Raw genomic sequence first — 24,221 nt, 5'->3', positions numbered from 1 at the left:
GCCAGCCGCCGTCGGGCATTTTTCAGGCTCCGTGCAGGTGGTCTGATTCGCAAGGCGTCCGGCGCGGAGCAAATTCCTGTGGAGGCTTCGGGCAGGCGCTGTTAGCATGACGCAAAGGCAGCTGAATCCGCTGCCACAACAACTGAGGAGCCATGTAATGACCACGAACCTCAATCCTTACATCAGCTTTCGGGACAGTGCCAGGGAGGCCATGGCCTTCTACAAGTCGGTCTTCGGCGGGGACCTGACCCAGAGCACCTTCGCGGAGTTCCACGCCAGCGAAGACCCGGCCGAAAGCGACAAAATCATGCACTCGGCGCTCAAGACCGACAACGGACTTCTACTGATGGCTGCAGACACTCCCAACAGCATGGACTACAGCCCGGGCAACAACATTTCCGTGTCCCTCAGCGGAGACGATGAAGCCGAGCTTCGCGGGTATTGGTCGGGACTGGCCGACGGCGGGACGGTCACGGTTCCGATGGAGAAGGCGCCGTGGGGCGATATTTTCGGAATGCTGACCGACAAATTCGGAATTGCGTGGCTGGTCAACGTCACCGGGGAGCAGCCCCAGTAACGGGAACCTCAAGGTAGCAGCCGCTTTCGCAGGGCGCCGCCGTCCCAAACCCCGGCGGTAAAAACAGGCCCAGCCTCTGGTCGCTTTGCCACTCGAGGCTGGACCGGTGCCCGGTGGGTGATGCGCCGCAATACCCACGGGGCCAGGTACTCCCTCGCCCAGACGATGTCGTCTGTTCTGGCTTCCTTCCAGCTGCCCGCGGGCAATGTCTTAGGTTCAGATGGACTCAGGGAGTCCTCGACATTGAGGGACTTCAGAACCGTCATCGCCACTGTGTGGTGTCCCAAGGGCGAGAAATGCAAGCGGTCCGGGTCCCACATTGTCGGACTTGCCAACTGCAGCGCCCACAGATCGGCAACCACGCCGTCGTAGCGGCTTGCAATTGTCCGAAGATTTTCGTTGAAGATGGCAACCTTGCGGCGGTTGTGCCTCAGAACCGGGGTTGACCCCCAATCCGGACCAGTGAAAAGCACGATGGTGGCACCTGTGGACACCAACTCCCCGACCGCGGGATCCAGTTCATTCGCCAAGCGGTCGGGATCGCTTCCACGGAAGACCAAATCATTGCCGCCTGCCGAAAGCGTTACCAGGTCGGGCCGCAGTGCCATCGCCGCCCCCAGTTGCCGGTCGAGTATCTGGCGCAACAGGAGACCACGGACTGCAAGATTGGCATAGGTGAATTCCGGATGGCCTACGCTGAGTTCTTCGGCAACGCGGTCGGCCCAGCCCCGGAGGCCGCCCGGGTTGCGCGGTTCCGGATCGCCCACTCCTTCCGTGAAGGAGTCTCCAATTGCCACAAATCGATTCCACGGGTGCAGACCCTGGCGCACAGTCGCGGGGCGGCCGGGTTCGGCGTGCTCCTGACTGGAATCGCTCATGCTCTCATACTGACCCTCATTCAGCCGCCGCACCAGACAAGCCCGGGACCACCGCAGATTCCGTCAAGATCGCCCGGTGGGGGCAGTGTGGCCGCTGAAGTTCGCAGTGGAGTTGTGCTCCGTCTATCCCGCGGGGTTGGTTGCCTGACACGTCTGGTCTTGGGCGGTCTGGGCAACCACATCGTTCGGCTTGGGCGCCGGAAGCGTCGGTTTGCTCCCTGTGGCGAAGTCTTGCCCGGCGTAAAGCTGGACTCCCTGGACACTGGGAACCTGCTGCATACTCGCCGCTGGCAACCCGAACATGGCGGCAACGTCCGCGGCGACATCGGCAAACCCGGCACCATAGTAGACCATGGTTTGCGGCCTCGCATCTCCCTGAATCCGGGCCACCTTCGTGAATCCACCGGAGGAGAGCAGCGCTGCGATGTCCTGGCTCCTGCCGCTCACGCCTGTTCCATTGGCGATGGTGATCGGCTGAAGCGCCTTGTTGTAGGCCGCTTTCGGAGTTTCGGTGGTCGGAGCAGGGGAGGGGGCAGCACTAGCGGCAGGCTGACTAAGGTCGGCGCTTTGTTTCAAGGCGGCAAAAAAGTTGCTGGCAGCCGGTTGATCGAGGTCGAGTCTGTTCGGATCCGACGCCGCTGGCACGTTCGGTAACGTGATGAAGTTGACTTTCGCCGGGTCTATGTTCTTCAGTCGGTCGGCGATGGTCAGCAAAGCAGGAACGGAAGCAAGGCCGTCGTCGACGGTCAGGTTTTTGGTGACCGTGTCGGCGATTCCCAGCATCTTCTGCGGGTTGCCGAGTGTACCGTCGGCTTTGAGTTTGCGGGTCAGCGAACCAAGAAACGCCTGTTGGGCCTTGATTCTCCCGAGGTCACCGCCATCCGTAAATGCGTGGCGAGTGCGCAGGAAGGCCAGGGCCTGATCCCCTTGGACCTGTGACGTGCCTTTGGGCAGGTGAAGTCCGGAGTCGGGGTCGTTCACGGCAGAGCTCACGCAGACGTCCACGCCACCGACCGCATTGGAGAGTTCTTTGACGGCGTTGAAGTCGGCCATCATGAAGTGGTCCATCTCCAGGCCCGTCAGCTTGTTCACGGTGTCCACGGCGCAGCCAATGCCGGCTTCGGCCATTGCGCTGTTGATCATGGCGTTCTGGCGTTCTGCGTAGTGCTGTCCGGTCTTATTGTCAGTGCAGGCGGGCACGTCGACTAGCAGGTCCCGGGGAAGGCTGATCACGTTGACGTGATTATTGTCTGCGGAAATGTCCAGCAGCATCATTACATCGGACTGCCCATAGCCGGATGACTGGTCCGTCGTCCCGAATTGTCCGTTATTACCGCTTCTGGTGTCGGTACCGAGAATAAGGATCTGCAAGCGGTCCTTCCGGTCATCTACAGGGCCTTCCGATCTGTGGCCACCGGCACCCAGGGCAGACGTCGAAATGTTGGATTGAAGCCTCCACGCCCAATATCCGCCGAAGGCAACGACGGCAAGCAGCAGGACGGCCACCACGATGCTCGTGATTTTGAACCAGCGCGGCGCCCGACGATAGCTGAAACGCCGGCTGCGGGTAACCAATTTGCCCTGCCCCGGATAGGCGACAGGTGCGGACTGACCCGATTCCGGGTTGGGTGCATCGTGGCGAGTTACCAAAAGGGGGACTACCTCTCCGGGGGAATGACGGACGGCCCCCATTGTAGCTGGGACGTCTGGGAAGGTTCCGTGCGCCCCGCTACGCGCAGCACAAATCCCCGGCAATGGTTGAATGGGAAAATGACTCTGAGTTCACTGGCGGCGTTCGTCGGGTTGTGCGCTATTTTGGCCCTTACCCCTGGCCCAGACTCCTTCCTCGTGCTCAGGTGCAGCCTGTCAAACGTCAAAGCCGGCCTCTCAGCGGCGTTCGGTTCCTCGCTCGGCAGCATTTTCTGGGCAGGTCTTGCGGGCATCGGACTGGCAGCCCTGCTTGAGCAGTCGGCCGAGGCTTACAGAGTGGTGAAGATCATCGGTGGTCTTTACCTGATTTACCTGGGAGTCAGCGCCTTTGTCCACAGCCGCCGCTCGCAAATAGCATCGCAACAACACGGCGGCCCTGGAGTCAGCGGCCAAATGCGCTCAAGTTTCTTCGCCGGGCTCGTATCGTGCCTGCTCAATCCGAAGGTTGGACTGTTCTTCCTCGCCGTTGTACCCCAGTTCCTGCCTTCCGGTGAAGAATCATTCGGCTTGACGATGATGCTCGGCGTCATCGACTTTGCGATCTCGATGATCTACTTCGGAATCCTGTCCTTCGTGGCTACCAAGGCCGTTCTCTGGCTGAAACGACCAACCGTGACCAAGACCTTGGAACGGACCTCCGCTGCGATACTCGCGGTGCTAGGCGTGGGGACTGCGGTTTCAGCAAGTAGTTAACAGTCCCTTCTTTGCGCCATCTCTCCTGCGCCCGGCGGACTCGATCGCGGCTACGGGGGAGTGACGACCGTTTCCTGGCCCGTTACTCTCGAGTCGATCCAATAAATGAGTTGACCATGTTGAGGACGGGGCTGGCGGGAGTCAGAGTCTGGCCGTGAGTACGGCAGGGCATGGAATTGGGCTTTGGGCATGAGTCGGGCCGCTCGTTCCGAGTCCGCATGCCGGAGCGGATCCTCCGTGCCCGCGAGCAGCAAGGTGGGGGTGTCGATCTTCCGGAGAGCCTCCTCCGGGATTCCGGGTTCCTCTTCACTGCGCCGGAAGTAGGCGCGCAGGGCGGCGGGGTCGTTGGCCAGAAAGGCTGCGGCGGTCTGCGGATCTATCTCACGGCCTGCGGCACTGCTCCACTGGCGCAGAAATTCGGGCACGCCGCCCTGGTCCAGGGCCTCGTCATATCCGGGGAAGAAGATCGATTCGATTTGCCCGGCCGGCGAGCGGTAGGTGCCGCCTGCAGCAGTGAATGTCTTGACACGCTCGGGACTGCTGGCCAGCAGTGAGAATCCGACTCTCGCGCCAGCGGAATACCCCAAGTAGTGGGCAGACGGCGCACCCGCGGCATCCAGGACTGCCAGAAGGTCTCCGACGAGCAGATCCATACTGTAGGCGTCTTCGTCATGCGGTTTGTCACTGCGGCCATGTCCCCGTAGGTCCAGGGTCACCACGTGGAATCGCTCCTCCAACGCCTTCGTGTAGCCGAGACCCCGCCAGATCGCGCGGGAAAGCCCTGAGCCGTGGACCAAAACGATGGTGGGGCCAGCACCCGATTCCTGGAAGGAAATCCGGACGCCGTCCACGGCGTTGAAGGTTTCACCCATGACTTGCTCCTTTCTAAAGGGACTCTCGTTGACCGTAGTCGGGCCACGGCGCGGTTGTCGGTGGGTGGCGATGCTTCTTCATCGAGTCATACCCGTTCCGGGTGCCTCGATCCGTGGTCGGCGCCGCGGCGATCGGCTGCTTTCCGTTCGCGGTAACGCTGGACTGCGTGGGCGTTGCCGCAAATTGCCGAGCAGTAGGCGCGTCGACCGTTCCGGCTGGTGTCGACGTAGGCGTGCTCGCATCCGGGGCGTGAGCAAATGCCCATGCGACCGACGCGGGCCTCGACGGCGAAGATCGCGAGGCCGCCGATGGTCGCCGCCTGCACTCGCTCGGTGAGGCGGTGCCCGTCTTGGGCGAAATGGAGATGCGGGGGAAAACCGTCGTGCGTCGCGAGGTGAACCTGACGCACCCCGACGGCCAACAATTCGTTGATCAACTCGCACCGCGCGTCCGTGTCGGTTGCGGCGAACACCCCCCGCAGGCGGCGCGTCCAGTCGTGAAGCTCCGTGAGTTCGTCGTCGAGGTCCACGATGCGGACCAGAGAACGCGTAAGTGTGGCCGAAACCGCATCGCGAGTCCACGCGCCGTCGACGTCGAGGTTGACCAGGTCCTCGGCAAGGCGGACTCCGATCATGTTGTCATGGTTGAACGGCATAGACCAATGACATCACACTGGGAGTGCCGCGCGACAACTGAGGATGAACACCCCTGCCGTGGCGAGCGCGCTCATACAGGAAGGTACCGGTGCAAACGATGAACGAATCGACCGAGAAAGACCCCGGGAGCAGGACTCCGCTGCCGTGGAGGTTTCCGGTGGCAGACCGGCTCCGGGGCGTCCAATCATCTCCGGTGCGTGAAATTCTGAGCATCCTGTCGCGCGGAGACGTCATTTCATTTGCCGGAGGCATCCCAGACCCCGGGCTGTTCGCCGTCGAGGAAATCAGGGCAGCTTTTGACCATGTTCTCACCCATCAAGCCAGCAAGGCATTGCAATACGCCTCAACAGAAGGCGAACCGGCTCTACGGGAGCAGGCCGCCGCGCGCATGTCCTGCCAACTGCCGACTACCTCGGAACAGATCCAGATCACCTCCGGTTCCCAGGAGGGCCTGTACTTGATCGGTCAAGCACTTCTGGACTCCGGAGACGTTGTTCTCGTGGAACGGCCCACCTACCTTGCTGCCGTCCAGGCTTTCGCGCTGTCCGGGGCGCAGATGATCGGCATTCCTACGGATGAGCACGGAGTACTTCCGGACGAGCTGGAACAGCTCATAGAACGGCATCAGCCGAAATTCGTGTACCTGATCCCGACCTTCCAAAACCCCACTGGCGGGTGCATGCCGGCCGCCCGCCGCCATCAAGTGGCCGAGGTCCTGCTTCGCACGGGAACAGCGCTGGTCGAGGATGACCCCTACGGACCTCTGCGATACTCCGGTGACCCAGTGGGTCCAATCGCCGCGCTCCCCGGAATGCCCGCCCAGACCCTGCTGTTGAATTCGATGTCGAAAATCATGGCCCCGGGCCTCCGGGTGGGCTGGATCCGGGGAGAAGGGCCAATCCTCCGAAGCGTCGCCATCGTAAAACAAGCGGTCGGGCTGCAGTCACCGGTAACCGACCAACTGGCGGTCGCGCATTACCTTGCCACGAACGACATCGATCAGCATATCCGGCGCCTCAACGCGGTATACAAAACACGCCGTGACGCCATGCACGCAGAACTCACCGGGATACTGCCCGAAGGAGCGAGCATGACAAACCCCGACGGAGGAATGTTCCTGTGGGTCCGCCTCGGGAACGACATCGACACCAGCAATCTTCTTCCCTTGGCCGTTGAAGAGGGCGTAGCGTTTGTGCCCGGCTCCGCCTTCTACGCCCACGATCCTGATCAAACCACTCTGCGCCTGTCTTACGTCACCAATCCGCCGAAAGTCATAGCCGAAGGGATACAACGCCTCTCCCGCGCGATCAAGACCTACAGCACCGAGGCGGGCGCGGCCCTCGTGCAATAGACCTGACAAGAGCACTATGAGCAAGACAAGGCGTGCGCCCAGTGCAACGAATCGACCCCGGCCACCATGGGCCAGGATGCCGTTGCCTTGCTACCCCCCGACCGTCCGCTAAAGGGCAGCACGCGCCTCGTCGGCGCTCAGGAGCTTTCCACCGAGCCCGCCATTCTGGTGAAGGTCTCCACGCATCAGCTCCAATCTGCCGGCCGCCTCGATTCCTCCGGCTTTGACCGGGTCAAAACCAGAGACACTAATGAGCCTCTCCACCGTTTCTGCCGCTGCGTCGTCGTCAGTTGCGTAAAACAAAGCGGCCCGCTCGGATGGCCGGTTCGCTGCCGAGCCCAGCGCGTCGGCCCCCAGCGTGCCGAAAGCCTTCACGAAGTGCGCTCCGGCAGGTAGCAGATTTGCCAGGACCGAGGCCGCCGATTCCCCCTCCGGCAGTGTCGTCGTAAAACCGCCGTGGCCATCGGGCCCGATCGGGTTGGACGGGTCGATTACAACCTTGCCGACCAGCGCCTGTGACAACTGGGAAATGAGCTCCTTCCCAGTGTCCAGCCACACGGCAAACAGAACAGCGTCAGCCTGTGACACGGCATCAACAACGCTTGCCGAACTCGCGAGCGTACCCAACTCAGCCGCCAACGCGTCAGCGCCGGATTGATTGCGCGCGGCCAGAACGACTGGCTCGCCGCCCTGAACAAGATTGCGGGCGACCCGGGAGCCGACGTTACCGATCCCGATAATTGCAGTTGTCACTTCACCCTCCAGAGTCTGGTGGTAAAAGCCTATGACCGCGGGGGACTGCATGTAAACGAGGTGAAAGGGTCACATGCAGAACACGACGGCGTCGGGAACGCGACCTGGTAGCTGGAGCCGGGGGCGCCCCGGGTGAACCCGGGAGAAGGGTCCGCCTGATTCATCTGATGAGCCAGACAGACTGCTACAACTGGGTAAGCGGATTATCGCTTTGGGGTTTATTCTCCGCTCCTAGGCGAGCTGAGGGTCTTTTATCGATGATTCTCGCCGTCATTCCCTCTGGTAGGCAGGAGTGCCTTGGTTGTCGAAGCGTCGGCCGGTGCGCAGGGTTAAACCACAATCAGGGGCTGCTATTAGTTGTTCGGGGACCCACATTGTCCTTTCTCAATTTAGTTGGCCACCTTGACCTGGGAAATGGCCAGATAAATTGAGACGAATGGGGTAGGAACCGTCTCAATTTAGTTGGCCATTCCGTATGGAACGCCCGGTCTCCTCCTCCCACAAGGGGTGGGCCGGGCGCAGCGGACTGAGGCCAAGCGTCTCTGTGCGGCGTACCGTGGTCGGTGGGCTATTTGTGTGACTGTTAACTTTGCTTAGCAGTTAAATCGCAGCTTGAAGTGACGGTTCGTCGGTCCCGTTTGCGGAACCGGTACTGGGACGTATTCACTTTGCTAAGATCCTTCAATTCGTCGGCCTGGCGTCGGGCGTTAATATTCCTTGACTGCCATTGATTATGGCTGGAGGGGGTGTCCCTCACGGAAGGTAGATTGCAACGCCTGCGGCGATCGTGCAACACAAACTCACAAAGAGTGAAGTCCACAGGAGTTTGTGTTCCCGACCATATGGTTGGCCCTTCGGCTGCGGGCGTCTCACTACGTAGACGACGGCAGCCAGGAACGCAAGATCGGAAACTGTCGCCATTAGCATCCATAACTGTTGCCGCATGCCACACCTCCATAAGGTCGTCCATTGCGCGGCGTTGGCCGGCGACCGGCGTCCCGCTCTTGGCACACGGCCCTACGCTATCCACGATCCTCCTCAAAAGGAATGCGAGGCCTCCAAGCCAGGATCATGTCGGCAAGAAGGGCGTCTACCGCGGTGGCCACGCTGCTAGTTGAAGGACCGGCTAACGGGCGCCAGGGGTGATACTTAGCGCTGCGAAAAGTCCGCTGAGAATCACAGGCTATCTGCCCCAGATTTTCCAGGCTTGAGCCAGTGGCGTGCTGGAGGGGGTGGCGCCTCCCGCGCGGGAGGGGTTCCTCTCGATTTCTCCGGCGATGGTGTTGAACATGGCGGTGATCCGGTGTGCGGCGCGCCAGGATTCGTCGTCGCTGGCGTTGGGAAAGAACCCGGTGGTCGCTTTGACGCTCAGCGTGTGGCGGTCGCGGGGTCGGAGCCCTGGTTGGAGCATCCGTGTGTTGAATACCGGGTTTGTGACAAGACGGGCGATTCTGACGGTTTCGGGGTAGGCGAGCAGGCCGAGGTCGGAGGTGGATCCGCGCCGGGACCGTTCCCGGATGGTGTTTGCTGGAAGAGGTATGTGCTTGGGCTGAGGACTGTGGTCGCGCATTCGCGGGCCCACAGCATGAGGGGGGAGCCTACGAGGACGCCGCGTGGGGCGAGGGCCCGACGGTAGTGGCGTTCGGCTGCGATGAGTTCGGGCAGGGCGCGGATGTCGTGCTGTGGGGTGCCGAGCCAGCGCCGGTGTCTGGCGCAGACCCACCCGATGCGGGGCAGCCGCCCGGTTCCGCCCGATCCCTGGGTGCAGCGCAGGCAGAGAGCACGATCGATGACGTCGGCGCCGTCGATCACGGCGGGTGTTGCGAAGGCGCTCTCGTGGAGAGAGCCGAGGCTTCGCCAGGCCTGCAGCCGTTCCGGGGTCCGGCGGTGGCTGGGCTTGGGGATGGCTCCCACCTCGTAGAGGACGCGTTCGATCTCCTCGACGGGCGTGCCGTTGCGTGCCGCGCGGCGGAAGGCGTAGCTGATCAGGCCCTCGCCGCCGAAGATCCTGGTGGGGACGGGGAGCGGCTGGATCGTCATTGGGCCCGCGTCAGCCCGCGCTTGCCGCTGCCGGAGGACATGGCTGCGCGTGTGTGGTGGTGTTCTTCGGCGGCGTAGTCGGTGGCGGTGGTCTCAAGGCGGCGACGGTCGATCTTCTCGGTGCCGTCGATGATCGCTCCGATGGCCGCGTCCGACAGGAGGGCGCGGAGGCCGCCGATGCTCCCGCCGGTGCGGTCCCACAGGTAAGCGGCTTCCTCGGCGAGGGACTCGGCTTCATGGGCGGCAAGGGTGAGGAGGTCCTCCACGCCGAGGACGAGTTCGGTCCAGGCCTCGCGGTCTGCCTTGGTTCCGTTCCCGTAGGGGCGCATCTGGTGCATGATCATCCTGGCCTTGATCTGTCTCCCCATGTCCCCGGCGAACAGGTCCGTGGTGGGCAGGTCGATGCCGGCGTAGAGGAAGGTCGCGTCCAGGCGGTCGGCGAACTGTTTGAGGGTGCTGGCTGCCTCGGCGCCTGCCTGCCTGTTCGTCGTCAGGTTGTGCACCTCGTCGAGGACCACCAGAGACGTGCCGAGGGTGCGCAGCACACCCAGGACGCGCTCGGTGACCATCTGCGCGGTCGCCCTCTGGAACACCGGGAGGCCGAGCCAGTTCGCGAAGGCCTGCATGAGCATCCTTGGCGTGGTCGCTGGCGGGACCATGGCATAGACCACCGGGGCGAAGGACACGTCGTCGGTGCGGCCGAGGCGCGTGCGCTCGGCCTTCTCATGGCGCTTGCCGATCAGCAGCGCGGCGGTGGATTTGCCCATCCCGGCTGCCCCGGAGATCGCGAGCCCTCGCCGCGCCGTGGCGGTGGTGGCCGCGTTGCGCGCGAGGATGATCCTGGTCTGCCGGGTAAGGGCCTGCGTGTCCGTGGTTTCCAGCACGGTGTCGGCCGCCAGCCAGGCGAAGCGTTCCAGGTCGTAGGCGTCCTTCTCCTCGGGAGAGAGGGCTTTGAGCTCCTTGCGGGAGAGCCGCTCCGGCTCGATCGGGGCGTGGTCGACGAACTGGCGCCAGGCGGTCAGGGAGTCGGGGGTCGCGATGGCTCAGTCCTCCAGAAGGTCGATGCGGCGGGCATGACGGCGCGGACGTGGACCCGCAGGTGCGGTCGCAGTCGCTGTGGACGGTGTAGCGGCGCCGGGTTCGGGTTCTTCGGGGACAGGGGCCAGGCGCCGCGGCGGAGCGGGATCCGGAACGCTCGGCGGCGCGGCGCTGGCGCGTCTGGCGGCCCGGGCCTCGGCACGCCCTGCGGGGGCCGTGAGGATTCGGTTGATCTCGGCGAGCAGGTCCGCGCCGGGGGTGCTGCCGGAGCGTTTGTCCAGGGTCTTTTTCGCGGCGGTGAGGACGTCGAGGGAGAACGGGCCGGCGAGTTGGCGTGCCATGGTCCATTCGGCTTCGATCCAGGCACCCTTGCGGTGGTCGCGGACGTGGATGGACTGCAGCCGGTAGGGGTCGTAGCGGATCTCCCAGCGTCCGTTCGCGGGGGCGGGCAGTCCCGAGGGCACGCCTCGGTATTCGTGCAGGGCGGGGTTGTCGTAGTGGAGGTTGTGGAAGTTGATCCCGTATGGCTGGATGGTGCGCCAGTCCAAGGGCAGCAGGGCGATGTAGTCCTCGCGGGTGAGCGTGACCGGGATCTGCGGGGCGACGCCGGAGAGAGCGGCGAAGGCCTCGTTCGGGGTCAGGTCCTTCTTCGGCATGGCCGGGTGACGCAGGCCCGGGTGCGGGCGGTTCTGCCAGATGGCGACGAGCCACCAGTCAAGCAGGCTCTGGACATCGGCGAGGCTGAACCGTGCCTCGGCGGCGGGATCCTTGCCGCGGCGGACGACGTTCGGGCCGGTGTAACCGGCGAGGTACTGGGTGAAGCCGGAGTTGACCCCGGCGAAGAAGCGCTCGATGTGGGGCTTGTCGGTCCCGGTTCGCGGGGCGGCCTTGGTCAGGCTGATCTGGAGGCGTTCGCAGGCGGTGGTGAACGTGGCGCCGACGTAGACCTTGCCCCGGTCCACGGTGATTGACTCTGGCACGATGACGGGTTTGGCAGCGATCGCGGAGCGGACGTCGGCGCCGCCGGGGATCATGCCCTGGGGCAGGATCGATCGGGAGTAGCCCAGGGCTGCGTCCCAGCCGGGCTGCAGCGGCAGGGGGGTCATGGCCCTGGCCAGCAGGACCGCGGCGTCGACTGCCTTGGTCGCTTCGGGGCGCAGGATCGCGCCCAGCGGTGTCCGGGTCGCGATGTCGAGGGCGACGGTGAGGTCGGCTTTGCCCGTGGACCCGTCGGGGTAGATGAGCATCAGGTCCAAGGGGCTGGAGTCGATCTCGACGAGTTCCCCGGCCGCATGGGCGTCTGCCGGCTCCATGTCCGGTCGGGTCGGCTGGCCTGGGTCCTGCGGGTCGTGGCGTTGCCGAACGGGTGCCGGGACTTCTCCAGTTTGGCCAGGATCCGGTAGAGCGTGGCGGGGGACGGGACCCCGAGGCCCTGCCGCTCGGCGAGGGCACGGACTCGGGTGATGGCGCGGGACCGTGTCCCGGTGGATGTGTTGGTCTGCCCTGCGATCTCGGCCTCAAGCAGCGCCACGAGCTCCGGGTCGGCCCAGCCCGCCAGGGTGCTCTGACGTGTGTTGCGCCCGTCGGCGAGTCCGGCGATGCCCTGCTTGCGGTAGGCGGTGACGTGGCGGCGCAACGTGCGGGCCGCGATCGGGGTGCCCGTGGCGGCGAGCTCGGCTGCCTTGGCCTCGATGCGGCGCAGCAGCGGGTTGGCCAGGTCGTACTCCGGCTTGGGCCCCGTTCCGGGGGCAGCGTCAGGCGGGGTCCCGTTGACTAGCTCGTAGACGTGGCGGTGCAGCAGTTCGGCCTGCGCGCGGGCACCGGGCTCGAGCGTTTCGAGCAGCGCGACACCGGCCAGGGACGGCAGGGGAGCGGGGGCGTCAGGCAGGTACGAGTCGTCGGCAAGCATCTCGGCGACCGGCACCCGGCGGATGCGGCCGGTGGCGAGGTTCTTCAAGGCCAGCTCGGCACCGTCGTGGGCAGCCACCTGCCAGGAGGCGCCGTCGAACTGGATGAAGTCGAACAGGCGAACCGACTTCACGACGCCGCCTCCCGCGAGCTAGCGTTCCAGGCGGCGCACGCCTTCGGTGCGACACCCGGGGAGACCGGCGTGTCTTGCGTTAGCGCGGCGTCGAGGTCGACGTCCAGCACCCCGGTGAACAGCAGGTGGAGCACCTGCGCGCGGACGATGCTTTCGTCGGTGCCCAGCGCCTTGGCTGCCCGCCGGACGCCTGCGGCCAGCGAGGTCTCAGGGGTGAACGAGTCGACCAGGACGGACGCGGCAATGCCGGAGGGGGCGAAGCGGTCCTGGCGGTAGCCGGCGAGCCACCGCAGATTGGACGCCCGTGGCTCGGCCAGACCGGTGAAGACCTGGTAGTCCCATCCGGCCGCCGCGCAGGCTTCACGGGTCAGGCTGAACTGGCGCTCCGCGGACCGGACACGACCTGCGGGCTTGACGTCGACGACCCTGCCCGTGCCGTCCCGCAGCCGGACGAAGAAGTCGGGCACGTGCCCCCGGGACCCCTCGGTCCCGCGCGGCCACAAGAACGCGAACGGCTGGGACGCGACCCCCACGACGTCCCGGTCATGGTCCGCCGAGAGCAGGAAGTCGCGCTCCAGCAGGCTCTCGAACCCCACATGGGACCGGACCGTGCTGGACCACCACCTGCCCTCGTAGTTCCGCTTGCCCTGCCACGAGAAGAACGTCCGCACCGGAAGCGCCGACTCAAGCCCGAGCGATGCCAGCGCCACGGAAAGCGGCGCATTCGTCATCCGCCCGTCCAGGCGCGCCAGCACACGGGTCTCGTCCGTCATGTTCGAAGGCATCGACCTCAGCGCGGCAGCAGCATCCATGGTGGCCAGATTAACTGAGACAAACCCCGGAAACCCGTAGGTGGCCAGGTAAGTTGCGAAAATGGCCAACTAAATTGAGAAAGGACAGAGGAATCGGCGGTTGAGGGCGAAAGGCTAATCCTTCACGTGTCTATGCTAGTGGCATCCCTGCGGATTGAATGTGGGCGTATTTCCACTCGGTCAACGCCGTCTTCCTTTGTTCTTGGTGTGGGTCAGGTCCAGGCAAGAACGCTTGGCGAAGGTGCGAAGGAATCATCCAGCCCTGTCTTTCGGTAGAAGCGATCGACCTCGAGGGGCGCGTACTTGCTGACCCGAATCGATTCCAAGGCTGGGCAGTTCTCCAGGGCATGAAGTGAGCCGTCTTCGGGCAGCACTCCGAAGAGTTCAAGGTGAGTCAGATCCGGCAGCTCGGCTAGGGGTTCCAAGGAGTGAACCGTCGTCCGCTTGCCGGATGAGTCCCAGCTCGGCAGGGTGCTGAGCCTTATCGTGTTTAGCCTCTGCAATTGGGTAAGAGGGGCCAAGTCTGAGACCTTCGGCAAGTGCATGATGCTCAGATATTCAAGGTTGCTGAGGCTGGTCAGCGGCTCGAGATCTGCATCTGGATAGGTCGCAATTACTAGGGTCTTTAGGTTTTTGTAATCTGATAAGCCGTCAAGTGACCTGTATTTGCAGTGCCACACCCGGATCGCTGTTACCTCTAAGGGGGATGGATGCGGAGGGAGGGAACGGTCGCCATCCCTCATGAATTCAGCGATCATCCTGCAACGGTAACTTGAAACGCGGCAGGAATCCTTCTGCCCTGGCGTGACTCGTCTACGTCACTTGTCAGGGCTTGGTGCGTAGGTTGACGTAGCGTGACCAGGCGTTGTCGGCGTGGAGGAATGCGACTTGGTGGCTGTATCCCAGTGCGTCAGCGACCAGTGGCGGCGGTGAAAGGGTGAGGTGTTCGTCCAAAGCGGAGTTTCGTGCGCCGCGCAGCTCGATGCCGAGGCTGCGGAGCCTGTCCATGAGGCCGTTTGGGTGAAGGGGCTGCCCTGCCCGGGTTCCGGGGAAGAGCGAAGGGCTTTCGGTGTCCGATCCGGTTCTGAGGTTCGGCCGGCTTCGAAGGTGTTCTTGGAGTAATCCTGCGAAGGGCTGGGGCACGGGAACCGGATGCGTGCCGAAAGTGATCCTCATGTTCGCGCTGTTTTCGTTGGTCTCGATGGCGTCGACCCGGAGTTTGGCTACCCGCACGAGCGGTTGGGCGTAGAGCAGCAGCAGGATGCCGGCAACCCTGTAAGGCAAGGACTCGCTGGTGCCGGTGAGCAGTTCGCGCAGCCATGCCAGGCGTTGGTCCTGGGTGATCGTGGGACGGTTTTTGGCGGTGTAGTGGCCCATTTCCACCTGGTGGTTTGTGCCGGTGTTGTTGATGAAAACGATGAAGGTGCGGATGGCTTTTCTGGTCGTGGGTCCGGTGGCGAGCCAGGATTCGATGTCCTGCTGGATGCAGGTGGCTGCGGTTCTTTGGTGGGTTTGCCAGAGCCAGTCCAGGAATTTGATGGTTTCGGTGATCTCTTGTTTGGCGGAGTGCACCGGGCCGCGGGCGCTTTTCTCCGGTGTTGTCAGGGACCGGATGCGCCGGAGGTGGTGCCATGTGGCGAAGTGCCCGACAGGTTTTGCGACCTCTTCGGGCAAGGGGCGGAGCTTGTCTTTGATCCAGGATTCGAACCGGGCCAGATGCAGGTCGTGGTGGGGGAGGAGCCCGTGGTGGACGAACAGTGCCCGCAGGTGGTTGGCTTCTCGTTCAGCTGTCTCGGCCTGCGCGTCGAGTCCTTCGTGGGTCAAAGGTATTTTCCCGCTCGAGAGAGAGGACAGGAGGGCTTGGACTGTGGGGGAGCGCTTCCACGTGATGATGCTCTCAGGCCGGTCTGCCTTGCAGAGGACATCGACGATTTTGCCCGCTGTTCCTGGATCGGCAGGGTCTGTGAGCAGCAGATCGTTGAGGTCGTCCCGGAGGGCGCAGCGGGCGCAGATACCGCGCCGGTAAAACTCGCCTTCAACATTGCAGCGGGTGCAGTGGAAGTCGTGGGGGATGCCTGCGCAGGGCGCGCATCGGGGCCCTCCGTTGGTTTCGGGCGGGCCGGGCAACAGCCGGCGCTGACCGCAGTCGGGGCAGGTCCCGTGGGTGCGGGTGGCGGTGGTGAAGCAGGGACCGCAGATTTTTTCCTTCCGGCCAGCTGGCGCGTGTTCTGCCGGCGGTGCGGCCGCATCGTGCGCACGTGGCGGCGCCTGTGGTCCGGGGCCGGCCTCGGCTGGTGTTGCGGGGACTCAGGCCCTCGGGCTTGTCAATGGTCATCGTCGATGATGCGGGCCCGGCGCGGGCGGACCGTGCGGTTCAGGTCGACGACATTGGCGGCGCTGGTACCCGTCTTGCGGGCGCGGACGTCGGCGGCTGTGACGGTGATGAGATCCTCGGGTCCGCAGGAGAAGATGTCACAGATCGCGGCGATAACCTGCAGCGCGACGCGTTCGGGCTTCTGGTTGACCAGCCGGTAAACCTGCGGCCGGGACAAGGTGATGCCGCGCTCGGCCAGCAAAGGGATGAGGTCGGTGGTGTTGTGAAGTCCCCGTGCTGCCATGAGCTCGGAAAGCCGCCACTTGTATTCAACTTCGCGTCTCACCATTGTCCCCGCATCTGCACGCCCAGGACTTCGTCCATGGTGCGGTCCAGAGCCGCCCGGAGGGTGGAGTTGCGGAAGTCATCGCTGACGAATTGATAGATCCCGGTGGTTGAGGCGTGTTCGTGGCCCATTTGATATTGCACGAATCTAGGATCCCATCCGTCCTCCAGAAGGTGCGTTGCGTAGGAGCGTCGCAGCGAGTGCAGATCCAGGCCATCCAGTGGCAATCCCAGCTCGTCCAGGTAACGCCGGAGCCGGCGCAGCAGGGTGGACTCGACGATCAGGCCACCGCGTTCGCTCGGGAACAGGTCCAGCGTTTCAAAGTTCCCCGCCCGTTGGCGAGCCAGTCCTCGATGACGCCGGCGGTCCAGTCGAAGACCGTCAGGACGCTGCGGGGTTTGTGGGGGGAGCCCTTGCGTGACTTGCCAAAGCGGACCTTGCAGACCCCTGCTTTCCCGAACCTGCGCGCCTGCGGATTGGTCGCGAAATCGATGGTCTGCAGATGCCGCAGCTCATTGAACCTCAGCCCGTACGAGTAGGCCACCTTCAGCATGACGGCATCACGGTATGCCGCCTTCCACCCCTTATTGCCCGAGGTGGCAATCAGCTCGACCTGGTTATCCGCATGGTCGAACAGCATCTGCAGCTCAGCCTTGGTGAAGGGCCGCTTGGACGGCCGGCCCTCGTACTCTTGCGTGTGCGCAGCAGTGTTCCAGTCAAAGAAGACCTGGGCAGGATGCGTGCCGAAGCGCTGCTCACACACCCGGTCCCAGCCATAATCGGGGTTGGATACGTAGGACGTGAACCGGCGGAGGCTGGACTGGTAACCGCGGATCGTGGAGTGCTTCAGTTGATGGATCGACCGCAGATCCCCGAAATACTCCTCGACATGGGCCGGTGACCAATTCCACGGGAACTCATTGACATGGTTCACGAACCTTCGGACACAACCGATGCCTTTATCAATCGTGTCGAACTGAAGGTTCCTGGACAGCTGCTGGTTGCGCCAGCCCGTGAGCATGTCCTCGAGCGTCTGCTCCTCGGGATGCTGCAGCTGAACAGCACTCAGCTGCAGCACGCGCCCGGACCCGTCGACCGACATTTCTCGCCCCCAAAATCACGTCAAAATCATGCTCAGAATCTGAATCAATGATTCATCAAATGCATCATATCGACAAAACCGCAGGTCAGAGGCGCTTCTCCGAGCGTCACACATCACCGCTATCGCCAGCCCGGAATGCCTGCGAAGCTGCCCACCAGGGGTCCACGGGCGCAAAAATCCGCGCAATCCCGAGGGCTGGATGAGCATGCTGATGGATCCGGGGGATTGGGGCGAATTGATTCATCTGATGAGATACGCAGAGAACTACTTTACATAATGTAGATTATCGGCGTTATCGAGCCACTCAGGAGCACCCGTGCGACGCCGCAATCCAAACCCTCAAAACATCCACATTTCCCCCTCTGCCATTGTCAACAGCATCTTCGTCGCCAACAATGAAGCATGCCGGTCTACGTGAGGTCTCTGGAAACTGCCGTACCGCCCACAGTGCTTGTACAGCCACAAGCACGCGACGTCTTTGCATCCCAACCCGGCCTGACGCGACTCGGATCCCGACTCGTGCGAACGTGCTTCGATTCAGCTGCCATTGACACCCGGTTCACCGCCGTTGCTGAACTAACCCTTGATAACCATGCCGAGAACCCGTCATTCTACGACCCTGACTCAGGCCGGGTTCTGAGCCCCAGCACCAAGGTCCGCAACGAGATTTTTGCTGTCGAGGCTACCAAACTGTTCATAGAGGCCGCCAAAGCCGCCGTCGGGAAATGTCCTGACATTGATTTACTTGACATAACTCATGTCATCACTGTTTCCTGTACCGGGTTCTTCAACCCCGGGCCCGACTATAAGGTGGTCCGGGCCCTTGGTCTCAGCCCGGCTGTGCAGCGTTACCACCTTGGATTCATGGGTTGCTACGCCGCGTTCCCGGCCCTCCGGGCGGCCCGGCAGTTCTGTCAGGCCGATCCCTCTGCCGTCGTCCTGGTTATCTGCGTGGAGCTTTGCTCTCTCCACGTCCGGACCTCGAATGACCCAGACACCATCATGGGATCGGCGATCTTTGCGGACGGCGCGGCCGCCGCCGTCGTGACTTCCCGTGAACCTGAGGGGCCGGACCCGGTGATCAGGCTGGACCATTTCGAGACTGTTCTGACGCCTGTGGGCGAAGAAGCCATGGCCTGGAACATTGGCGACGAAGGTTTTGAAATGGTTCTCGGCACGTACGTGCCGCACATCATCGAGGAGCACATCACCGGGGCGCTCGAACCGCTGCTTGCCCGCGACCCGTCCTTGGCCGGACTCCCCTATCGGGACATCACGCATTGGGCCATCCATCCCGGCGGCCGCAGCATTCTCGACAAAGTCGAGTCGAAGCTCGAGCTCACCGAGGAACAGATGATTCCGGCACGCGAAGTCCTTCGCAACTACGGCAACATGAGCAGCGCCACCGTGCTCTTCGTCTTGAAGCACATCCTGGGACAAACTCCGGCACAGCGGGAGGAGCGTATCTGTTCCATGGCATTCGGACCCGGCCTCACTGTGGAAACGGGGCTGTTCACCCGGGTTTCCCCAGCATTGTGATGCCTGCCCTCCCCCGCCCAGGCGGTTTTCTCGGCGAACGTGATGTGACCGCCATTGAGGACATGGACCGCCCCGATTGCGAGCTCGACCGGCTCAACCGCAGTTACGCGCGGTTTCCGCTCGTCAACGCCGTGGTGTCTGGCTGGCGGGATACGTACGAGTCCCTGATCAGGCCATTACTCACGACGGCGGCGCCAACCACGGTCCTCGACATCGGCTGCGGCGGTGGCGACGTCGCCCGAAGCCTCGCGCGCCGGGCCGCCGCGGAGGGATTCCAGCTCGAGGTCACCGGAATCGATCCGGACGAGCGTGCATTCCATTTCGCGAACTCCGCGCCGCCAGTCGAGGGCGTGAGATATCGGAAGGCCTTCAGCTCGGAGCTCGTGTCAGAGGGGCTCCGATTCGACGTCGTCATCTCCAACCACGTACTGCACCACTTGACGCCCCTCGAACTCGCTTCGTTCCTTCGAGACTCAGAACAGCTGTGCCGCCGCATTGCCCTTCACAACGACCTAAGGCGCAGTCGCCTCGCCTACTCTCTGTTCTGGGCGGGCGCCTGGCCGCTCGGGCTCGGCTCCTATATCCACGGCGACGGACTCACGTCCATCAGGCGCAGCTATACGATGCCGGAATTGCGTGCCGCCACTCCCCCGGCTTGGACGGTGGAAGGCAGCGGCCTGTGGCACAACCTGCTGATTTACCGACCCGGTGAGGCTCCGCATGTTTGATGTCGTAGTGGTTGGAGCGGGGCCGGTGGGGCTGTACATGGCCGCGCTGCTGTTGCAACACGGGCACCGCGTTGCCATCCTGGAGCGACGGGCGACGTCGAGCCGACAAACCAGGGCCATTGGAATCCATCCACCGGCGCTGGCCGCACTCGACGCTGTAGGTGCCGCCCATTCGCTGGTCGATTCGGGCGTCCGGATCACCCGCGGGGCCGCGTACAGCGGCGGGCGAAAAGTTGCCGACATGGACTTTGCCCGCCCTTCGGCTGAATACCCCTTTATCCTTTCAGTTCCGCAATATCTCACCACCCAAGCCCTCGAGTCCAGGGTTATCGAACTCGATCCAGGCGCGCTTCTCCGCGGCGTGCACATCCAGGAAGTGGTTGACGACGGCGGGTACTTGCGTTTGCGCGGACAGGAAGGCGGGTCGGCGGTGGAGTTCCTCGGCCGCTTCGTGGTGGCGGCCGACGGCGTCCATTCCGCCGTCCGTGAAGGCCTGGGTTTGGAGCCGCGTTTGCGTACTTACCCCGACTACTACGTCATGGGTGATTTCCAGGATGAGTCGATGTACGGCAACAATGCAGTCCTCTTCCTTGAGCCGGGAGGGATCGTCGAGTCTTTTCCACTGCCCGGCGGTATCCGAAGGTGGGTAGTCCGGCTTGGCGCCCCTTGCCAAGAGCCAACTCCCCGTGCGCTCGCTTCCCTGATCCGAAAGCGGACCGGAACGGCGGTGGACTCAACGAGCAATACGATGATCAGTGCGTTCGGCGTGACCACACGCCTTGTTTCCCGGATGGTTCATGGACGGGTTGCCTTGCTCGGCGATGCCGCGCACGAGATCAGCCCGATCGGTGGTCAAGGGATGAACCTGGGCTGGCTGGATGCCGTTGCCCTGGCGCCGATTATCAGCGAAACGTTGCGAACGTCGGGAAGAAGACCTGCCGGCAAGGAACTCGCGGCATTCGAGCGCAACCGTCAGCGTGCAGCGAAGAAAGCCATCTGGCAGGCCAGCGTGAACATGGCGCTTGGACGCCCGTTGCCTCCGAAGGTCCTGAACGCACGGAACGCCCTGATCGGCCGGGCGATCACCTTGCCGATGTTCTCGGAGCTCGTGGCCCGCCGATTCACGATGCACTAGGCGTGATTGCGTTTTAGACTGCATCCATGATCGCCAGGGGCGAAAAGTGAGTGTTCGACGACGGCGGGCAGCCGCCGTCGTGCTCACCGTCCTGCTGGGCATCACGGTAGCTTCTGCCGAGGGATGTACCGCGACGCCTGGACCACAGGCCACGACGCCGGCCAGCGCACTCACCGTCCAACTGAACCAGTTCCGGGATAACTACAGCACGCACATCATCGAGATCCAATTCAGCAACCCCGGCCCGGACACCATCACTGTGGTCCGCGCCGCCCTGCGCACGGCGAGCTTTGATGGAACGATCGGATGGTCTTCGAGCGCCGATGGCACAGCCATTCCGCCGGGCCAGACCAAGAGCCTGCCCGCGCAGCTTCCGTCTGCGACCTGTCCCCCTGGCTCCTCGGAATCCACGGTTGACTATCTGCTGGCGGGCTCGGACCACGTGTACAGCGAAACCGTGACGGACCCCTTCGGCGTGCTGGCTCGGAACAACAGCGAACTATGCCTGGAACGCGGCGCCTCGGAAGTAGCGAGCCTGGAGCTCCTGCCGACGTTGGACCCAGGACCCGGGAAAGGCCTGGCAACAATGACCATCACGGTCAAGCCCCGTGGTGGTACAGGGTCCATGACCATCGAGTCAATCGGCGAAACCACCCTCCTTGCAGCGGACCCGGGCAGCCCGTGGCCCCATGGCGTCGTGATTCATGGCACCGACAAGAACTCGACCCTGAGCCTGCGCATCCGCCCCGCGCGTTGCGACCCGCACGCCGTCGCGGAGGACAAAGTGGGCACGCTCATGCCACTTCACGTGACGGTCAATGGACTTGCCGGGACTATCAAGGTTGCTGCCGGTAATGCGCTGCGCGGAACCATCTACGATTTCGTCACCAAGAGCTGCGGGGACGGTTGAGGTGCCATCCCGCTAAGCTCAATCCATGGACTTTGAGACTCGGCCCCTGTCGGCCGGCCCGGACACAACGTTCACAGCCTCCCAGATCCGCGCCGCGGTTCAGGATCTACTCGGGCTCGACGGGCTCCCACCCATCGTCCAGGTCGGCCACCCCGTGCTCCGGCAACTCGCCGCACCTTATGATGGCCAGCTCGAGGACACCGAGCTGGCGCAACTGATCGAGCGGATGCGGGATGTCATGCACGGCGCCCCCGGCGTTGGCCTCGCAGCACCCCAGCTCGGCATTCCCTTGCAGTTGGCCGTGCTTGAGGACCATTTCGACGTTGACCCCATCGCTTCAGAAATCCGTGAGAGGACGCCGCTGGGCTTCCTCGCGATCCTGAATCCCAGGTACGAGCCCGAAGGGAGGTCTACGGCGTCGTTCTATGAAGGCTGCCTGTCGATGCGTGGATTCCAAGCCGTGGTGACGCGGCACCGGGATGTTCGCCTTCACTACCAACGTCCTGACGGAAGTTCAGCCTCGGAAGGATTCTCAGGTTGGCAGGCACGGATAGTCCAACACGAGACCGACCACCTGCACGGCGGACTCTATTTGGACAGGGCCGAGCTGCGGTCTCTTGCCGACGATCAGCAATACGGCGCCCACTGGGCATACCCCGGAATCGACGAGGCACGCCGCGGGTTGGGCTTCCTTAATTCTTAGCCGGGCCGGATTCGCGCGTTGGGTTCGCTGTGGAAGGCAGGTGCTTAGCCCACCACGCGAGGATCTGTTCGAACCGCTGACGGCGGTGATGCGGCGTGCCGGAGCGCGAAAGTTCGTGGTCCTCACCCGGGAAGAGAAGCAACGCAGTCTCCACGCCTTGTGCCTTCAAGGCGGCGAAGTAGCGCTGTCCCTGCTCAACAGGGCAACGGAGATCGTTTTCGCTGTGGATCACGAGCGTAGGCGTCCGGACCTCAGGCACGATGGCCATGGGGCTTTGGGCCGCCATCTGTTCCGGGGATCCACCGGTGTATTGGCCACCGAAGAACCACCCGATATCCGAGGAGCCGGCAAAACTGACGGGGTCAAGGAAACCTCGCTCCACAATGGCCGCCTTGAAGCGGTGTTCATGTCCGATAACCCAGGCCGTCAGATATCCACCATAAGACCCGCCCATGATGCCGATCGATTCCCTGTCCATCGCCGGGAAGGCCTGCAGGGCGCCATCCAGGAATGTAAGCACGTCCGCCATGTCCACGGTGCCCATTTTCTCCTTGATGGCACCACCATGTTCCTGACCATATCCGGCAGAACCACGGGGATTGCACATCAGGACGGCGTATCCCGCCTCTGCATAAATCTGGGCCTCATCGAAGAACGCGGCCGTGTATTGAGCGAAAGGGCCACCGTGGATGGTCAGCAGCACCGGATGCGGGCCCTGGCCCTCCGGCAGGACCGCCCAGCCATGGACCGGGTAGCCATCATTGCCAGTGGCGCTGAATTCCTGCGGGTCAAGGATGCTTGCTTCTGCCCGGAGCTCCCCGGAGAAGTCAGTGAGCAAGCGCAGCTCGCCCTGCTCCAGGACGCCTACCTCGCCGTTGCTTGAAGCGTCGCTGACACTGACGGCAACCACGTCACCCACCGCGGAAGCACCCCCGGCAACCCAGGGCCCTTTGAGCAGGACCGAGCTCCCGCCATCGGCCGTCCATTTGATCAGCTCCACACTCCCACGGCTTGTGTTGAGACCAAGCATGCCATCCACCCCGAAAGGATCGAGGGGGCCGGAAATGTCCTGGGCTTCGACATCGCTCAGCATTGCGGCTCTGCCCCCGCGGACGGGCATCACATAGAGGGCCGTGTTCCTCGCTACGAAGTCCAAACCGTCTTCGCCGAGGTCCTGCGCCGTAAAGAACAGCCATTCGCCGTCGATGGATTCGCGGACCTCGTGTACTGCTTGCGGCGCGGCATCCGGCCGCACGGCTTCCGGCTCGCCACCCGCAGCCGGGACGCGATAAATCCCAGAGGCGATATCGGCGTCGTGCCGTTCATGCAGCGATGCGACAAAGTAGACGCTCTCGCCGTTGCGGCTGAAACACGGTGATGTGTGATCGGCGTCGCCGAGCGTCAACTGCACCGCTGCCGGCAGCAAGCTCGGCGCGTCAGTTCCGCGTTCTTTCGCAGCCCGCCCCATGGGAGCCACGGGAGGTTCCGCTCCGAGCTCGGGGACGTCGATGACGAATAGTTGGGCGGGTTTGTCCGCCGTGTAACCCAGCCCGTTGAGTCGATACTGGTTATCCGTGATCAGCCGGGGGTCCTCGCCGCCCGCTCCGACGCCTTCAACCGTTCCGTAACGGCCTTCTTCGGGAACCCGCGAGGAGAACACAATCCTGCTCGAATCGGGCGCCCAGGAAAACTCCGAGACTCCCAATTTCTGTTCCGTAATCGCTTGCGGCTCCCCGCCGTCGGCTTCCACTATGTGCAGCTGTGGCTTTCCGTCCGGTGTCGCCCGGAGGAACGCCAGCACCTTGCCGTCGGGGGAAAAGAGGGTGCGGTGTCCCGGAAGCCTCGGGTGATCCGTCGAGGCGGGACTGCAGGGTCAAAGGCAACACTCCAGAGTTGCCCTACGTACGCATCGGCGTCGAAATCGGGCCGGGTGACGGACACGACGGCGCGGCTGCCATCCGGGTGGGCGGCAGCGGAAGAGACGGACTTCAGCAGCGGGAGTTGTTCGGCTTTCACGCTGGT

Annotated in this window: 23 protein-coding genes and 1 pseudogene; 8 read left to right on the top strand and 16 right to left on the bottom strand. The window is 63.4% G+C overall.

Translation table 11 applies throughout. The features are described 5' to 3' along the window. Positions 1-157: 157 nt before the first annotated feature. Positions 158-577 (top strand): VOC family protein, encoded by a 420-nt coding sequence (locus OW521_RS22005; RefSeq protein WP_268021591.1) that lies wholly within the window; start codon positions 158-160, stop codon positions 575-577. Positions 578-585: 8 nt separating this feature from the next. Here the strand turns inward: OW521_RS22005 and OW521_RS22000 are convergent, their stop codons facing one another. Together OW521_RS22000 and OW521_RS21995 are read right to left on the bottom strand one after the other, a co-directional pair. Then, a complete protein-coding gene (locus OW521_RS22000; RefSeq protein WP_268021590.1) occupies positions 586-1,455 on the bottom strand; it encodes an SGNH/GDSL hydrolase family protein in 870 nt (289 codons plus the stop codon). Between the two features lie 123 nt (positions 1,456-1,578). Beyond that, the gene (locus tag OW521_RS21995; protein ID WP_268021589.1) at positions 1,579-3,147 is read right to left on the bottom strand and encodes an LCP family protein; all 1,569 of its coding nucleotides are present in this window, start codon (positions 3,145-3,147) and stop codon (positions 1,579-1,581) included. A gap of 78 nt (positions 3,148-3,225) precedes the next feature. Between OW521_RS21995 and OW521_RS21990 the strand changes: the two genes are divergently transcribed. Then, complete coding sequence (locus OW521_RS21990; protein ID WP_268021588.1) at positions 3,226-3,858, top strand: LysE family translocator; 633 nt, start codon at positions 3,226-3,228, stop codon at positions 3,856-3,858. A 50-nt stretch (positions 3,859-3,908) separates the two neighbouring features. Here the strand turns inward: OW521_RS21990 and OW521_RS21985 are convergent, their stop codons facing one another. Both OW521_RS21985 and OW521_RS21980 read right to left on the bottom strand, forming a co-directional pair. After that, positions 3,909-4,730: an alpha/beta fold hydrolase gene (locus OW521_RS21985; RefSeq protein ID WP_268021587.1), complete on the bottom strand. Its 822-nt coding sequence runs from the start codon at positions 4,728-4,730 to the stop codon at positions 3,909-3,911. An 86-nt stretch (positions 4,731-4,816) separates the two neighbouring features. Next, complete coding sequence (locus OW521_RS21980) at positions 4,817-5,386, bottom strand: CGNR zinc finger domain-containing protein (protein ID WP_268021586.1); 570 nt, start codon at positions 5,384-5,386, stop codon at positions 4,817-4,819. Positions 5,387-5,484: 98 nt separating this feature from the next. Between OW521_RS21980 and OW521_RS21975 the strand changes: the two genes are divergently transcribed. Further along, the gene (locus OW521_RS21975; protein ID WP_268021585.1) at positions 5,485-6,738 is read left to right on the top strand and encodes an aminotransferase-like domain-containing protein; all 1,254 of its coding nucleotides are present in this window, start codon (positions 5,485-5,487) and stop codon (positions 6,736-6,738) included. Between the two features lie 108 nt (positions 6,739-6,846). Here the strand turns inward: OW521_RS21975 and OW521_RS21970 are convergent, their stop codons facing one another. From OW521_RS21970 to OW521_RS21920, 11 genes are all read right to left on the bottom strand, one after another. Further along, positions 6,847-7,491 carry an NADPH-dependent F420 reductase gene (locus OW521_RS21970; RefSeq protein ID WP_268021584.1) on the bottom strand — a complete coding sequence of 215 codons (645 nt, stop codon included), beginning with the start codon at positions 7,489-7,491 and terminating at the stop codon, positions 6,847-6,849. 1,368 nt (positions 7,492-8,859) lie between these two features. After that, positions 8,860-9,531 (bottom strand): hypothetical protein, encoded by a 672-nt coding sequence (locus tag OW521_RS21965; protein ID WP_268021583.1) that lies wholly within the window; start codon positions 9,529-9,531, stop codon positions 8,860-8,862. Further along, positions 9,528-10,415 carry an ATP-binding protein gene (locus OW521_RS21960; protein ID WP_268021582.1) on the bottom strand — a complete coding sequence of 296 codons (888 nt, stop codon included), beginning with the start codon at positions 10,413-10,415 and terminating at the stop codon, positions 9,528-9,530. Before OW521_RS21960 ends, OW521_RS21965 begins: the two co-directional genes overlap by 4 nt. Positions 10,416-10,574: 159 nt before the next feature. Next, the gene (locus OW521_RS21955) at positions 10,575-11,882 is read right to left on the bottom strand and encodes a Mu transposase C-terminal domain-containing protein (protein WP_268021581.1); all 1,308 of its coding nucleotides are present in this window, start codon (positions 11,880-11,882) and stop codon (positions 10,575-10,577) included. Then, positions 11,816-12,610, bottom strand: coding sequence for a hypothetical protein (locus tag OW521_RS21950; protein WP_268021580.1), 795 nt, complete (start codon positions 12,608-12,610; stop codon positions 11,816-11,818). The genes OW521_RS21955 and OW521_RS21950 overlap by 67 nt, the downstream gene beginning before the upstream one ends. Then, entirely contained in the window at positions 12,607-13,491 is an 885-nt protein-coding gene (locus OW521_RS21945; protein ID WP_268021579.1) for a TnsA-like heteromeric transposase endonuclease subunit, read from the bottom strand. Before OW521_RS21945 ends, OW521_RS21950 begins: the two co-directional genes overlap by 4 nt. 143 nt (positions 13,492-13,634) lie before the next feature. After that, positions 13,635-14,180: a hypothetical protein gene (locus tag OW521_RS21940; RefSeq protein WP_268021578.1), complete on the bottom strand. Its 546-nt coding sequence runs from the start codon at positions 14,178-14,180 to the stop codon at positions 13,635-13,637. Between the two features lie 67 nt (positions 14,181-14,247). Beyond that, the gene (locus OW521_RS21935) at positions 14,248-15,549 is read right to left on the bottom strand and encodes a recombinase XerD (protein ID WP_268021577.1); all 1,302 of its coding nucleotides are present in this window, start codon (positions 15,547-15,549) and stop codon (positions 14,248-14,250) included. A gap of 197 nt (positions 15,550-15,746) precedes the next feature. Next, a complete protein-coding gene (locus OW521_RS21930) occupies positions 15,747-16,085 on the bottom strand; it encodes a helix-turn-helix domain-containing protein (protein ID WP_442781188.1) in 339 nt (112 codons plus the stop codon). After that, positions 16,079-16,345, bottom strand: coding sequence for a tyrosine-type recombinase/integrase (locus OW521_RS21925; protein ID WP_268026054.1), 267 nt, complete (start codon positions 16,343-16,345; stop codon positions 16,079-16,081). Before OW521_RS21925 ends, OW521_RS21930 begins: the two co-directional genes overlap by 7 nt. Before the next feature lie 17 nt (positions 16,346-16,362). Further along, positions 16,363-17,184: a site-specific integrase gene (locus OW521_RS21920; RefSeq protein WP_268021576.1), complete on the bottom strand. Its 822-nt coding sequence runs from the start codon at positions 17,182-17,184 to the stop codon at positions 16,363-16,365. 402 nt (positions 17,185-17,586) lie between these two features. On the opposite strand from OW521_RS21920, the gene OW521_RS21915 reads away from it, so the two are divergent. The 5 genes from OW521_RS21915 to OW521_RS21895 are packed head-to-tail and all read left to right on the top strand — an operon-like array spanning position 17,587 to position 22,199. Further along, entirely contained in the window at positions 17,587-18,723 is a 1,137-nt protein-coding gene (locus OW521_RS21915) for a type III polyketide synthase (protein ID WP_268021575.1), read from the top strand. Between the two features lie 44 nt (positions 18,724-18,767). Continuing rightward, entirely contained in the window at positions 18,768-19,451 is a 684-nt protein-coding gene (locus OW521_RS21910; RefSeq protein ID WP_326493987.1) for a class I SAM-dependent methyltransferase, read from the top strand. Next, a complete protein-coding gene (locus OW521_RS21905) occupies positions 19,444-20,586 on the top strand; it encodes an FAD-dependent oxidoreductase (RefSeq protein WP_268021573.1) in 1,143 nt (380 codons plus the stop codon). Before OW521_RS21910 ends, OW521_RS21905 begins: the two co-directional genes overlap by 8 nt. A gap of 46 nt (positions 20,587-20,632) precedes the next feature. Continuing rightward, the gene (locus OW521_RS21900) at positions 20,633-21,496 is read left to right on the top strand and encodes a hypothetical protein (RefSeq protein ID WP_268021572.1); all 864 of its coding nucleotides are present in this window, start codon (positions 20,633-20,635) and stop codon (positions 21,494-21,496) included. A 25-nt stretch (positions 21,497-21,521) separates the two neighbouring features. Further along, entirely contained in the window at positions 21,522-22,199 is a 678-nt protein-coding gene (locus OW521_RS21895; RefSeq protein ID WP_268021571.1) for a peptide deformylase, read from the top strand. On the opposite strand, the pseudogene OW521_RS21890 reads toward OW521_RS21895, so the two are convergent. Beyond that, a pseudogene (locus OW521_RS21890) lies at positions 22,189-24,215 on the bottom strand (S9 family peptidase). The gene OW521_RS21895 and the pseudogene OW521_RS21890 overlap by 11 nt on opposite strands. Positions 24,216-24,221 lie beyond the last annotated feature (6 nt).

The organism is Arthrobacter sp. MMS18-M83 (genome assembly GCF_026683955.1).
GTDB lineage: Bacteria > Actinomycetota > Actinomycetes > Actinomycetales > Micrococcaceae > Arthrobacter.
Note: the sequence above shows the minus strand (reverse complement) of the source record. Positions and strands in the feature narration are given on the sequence as shown.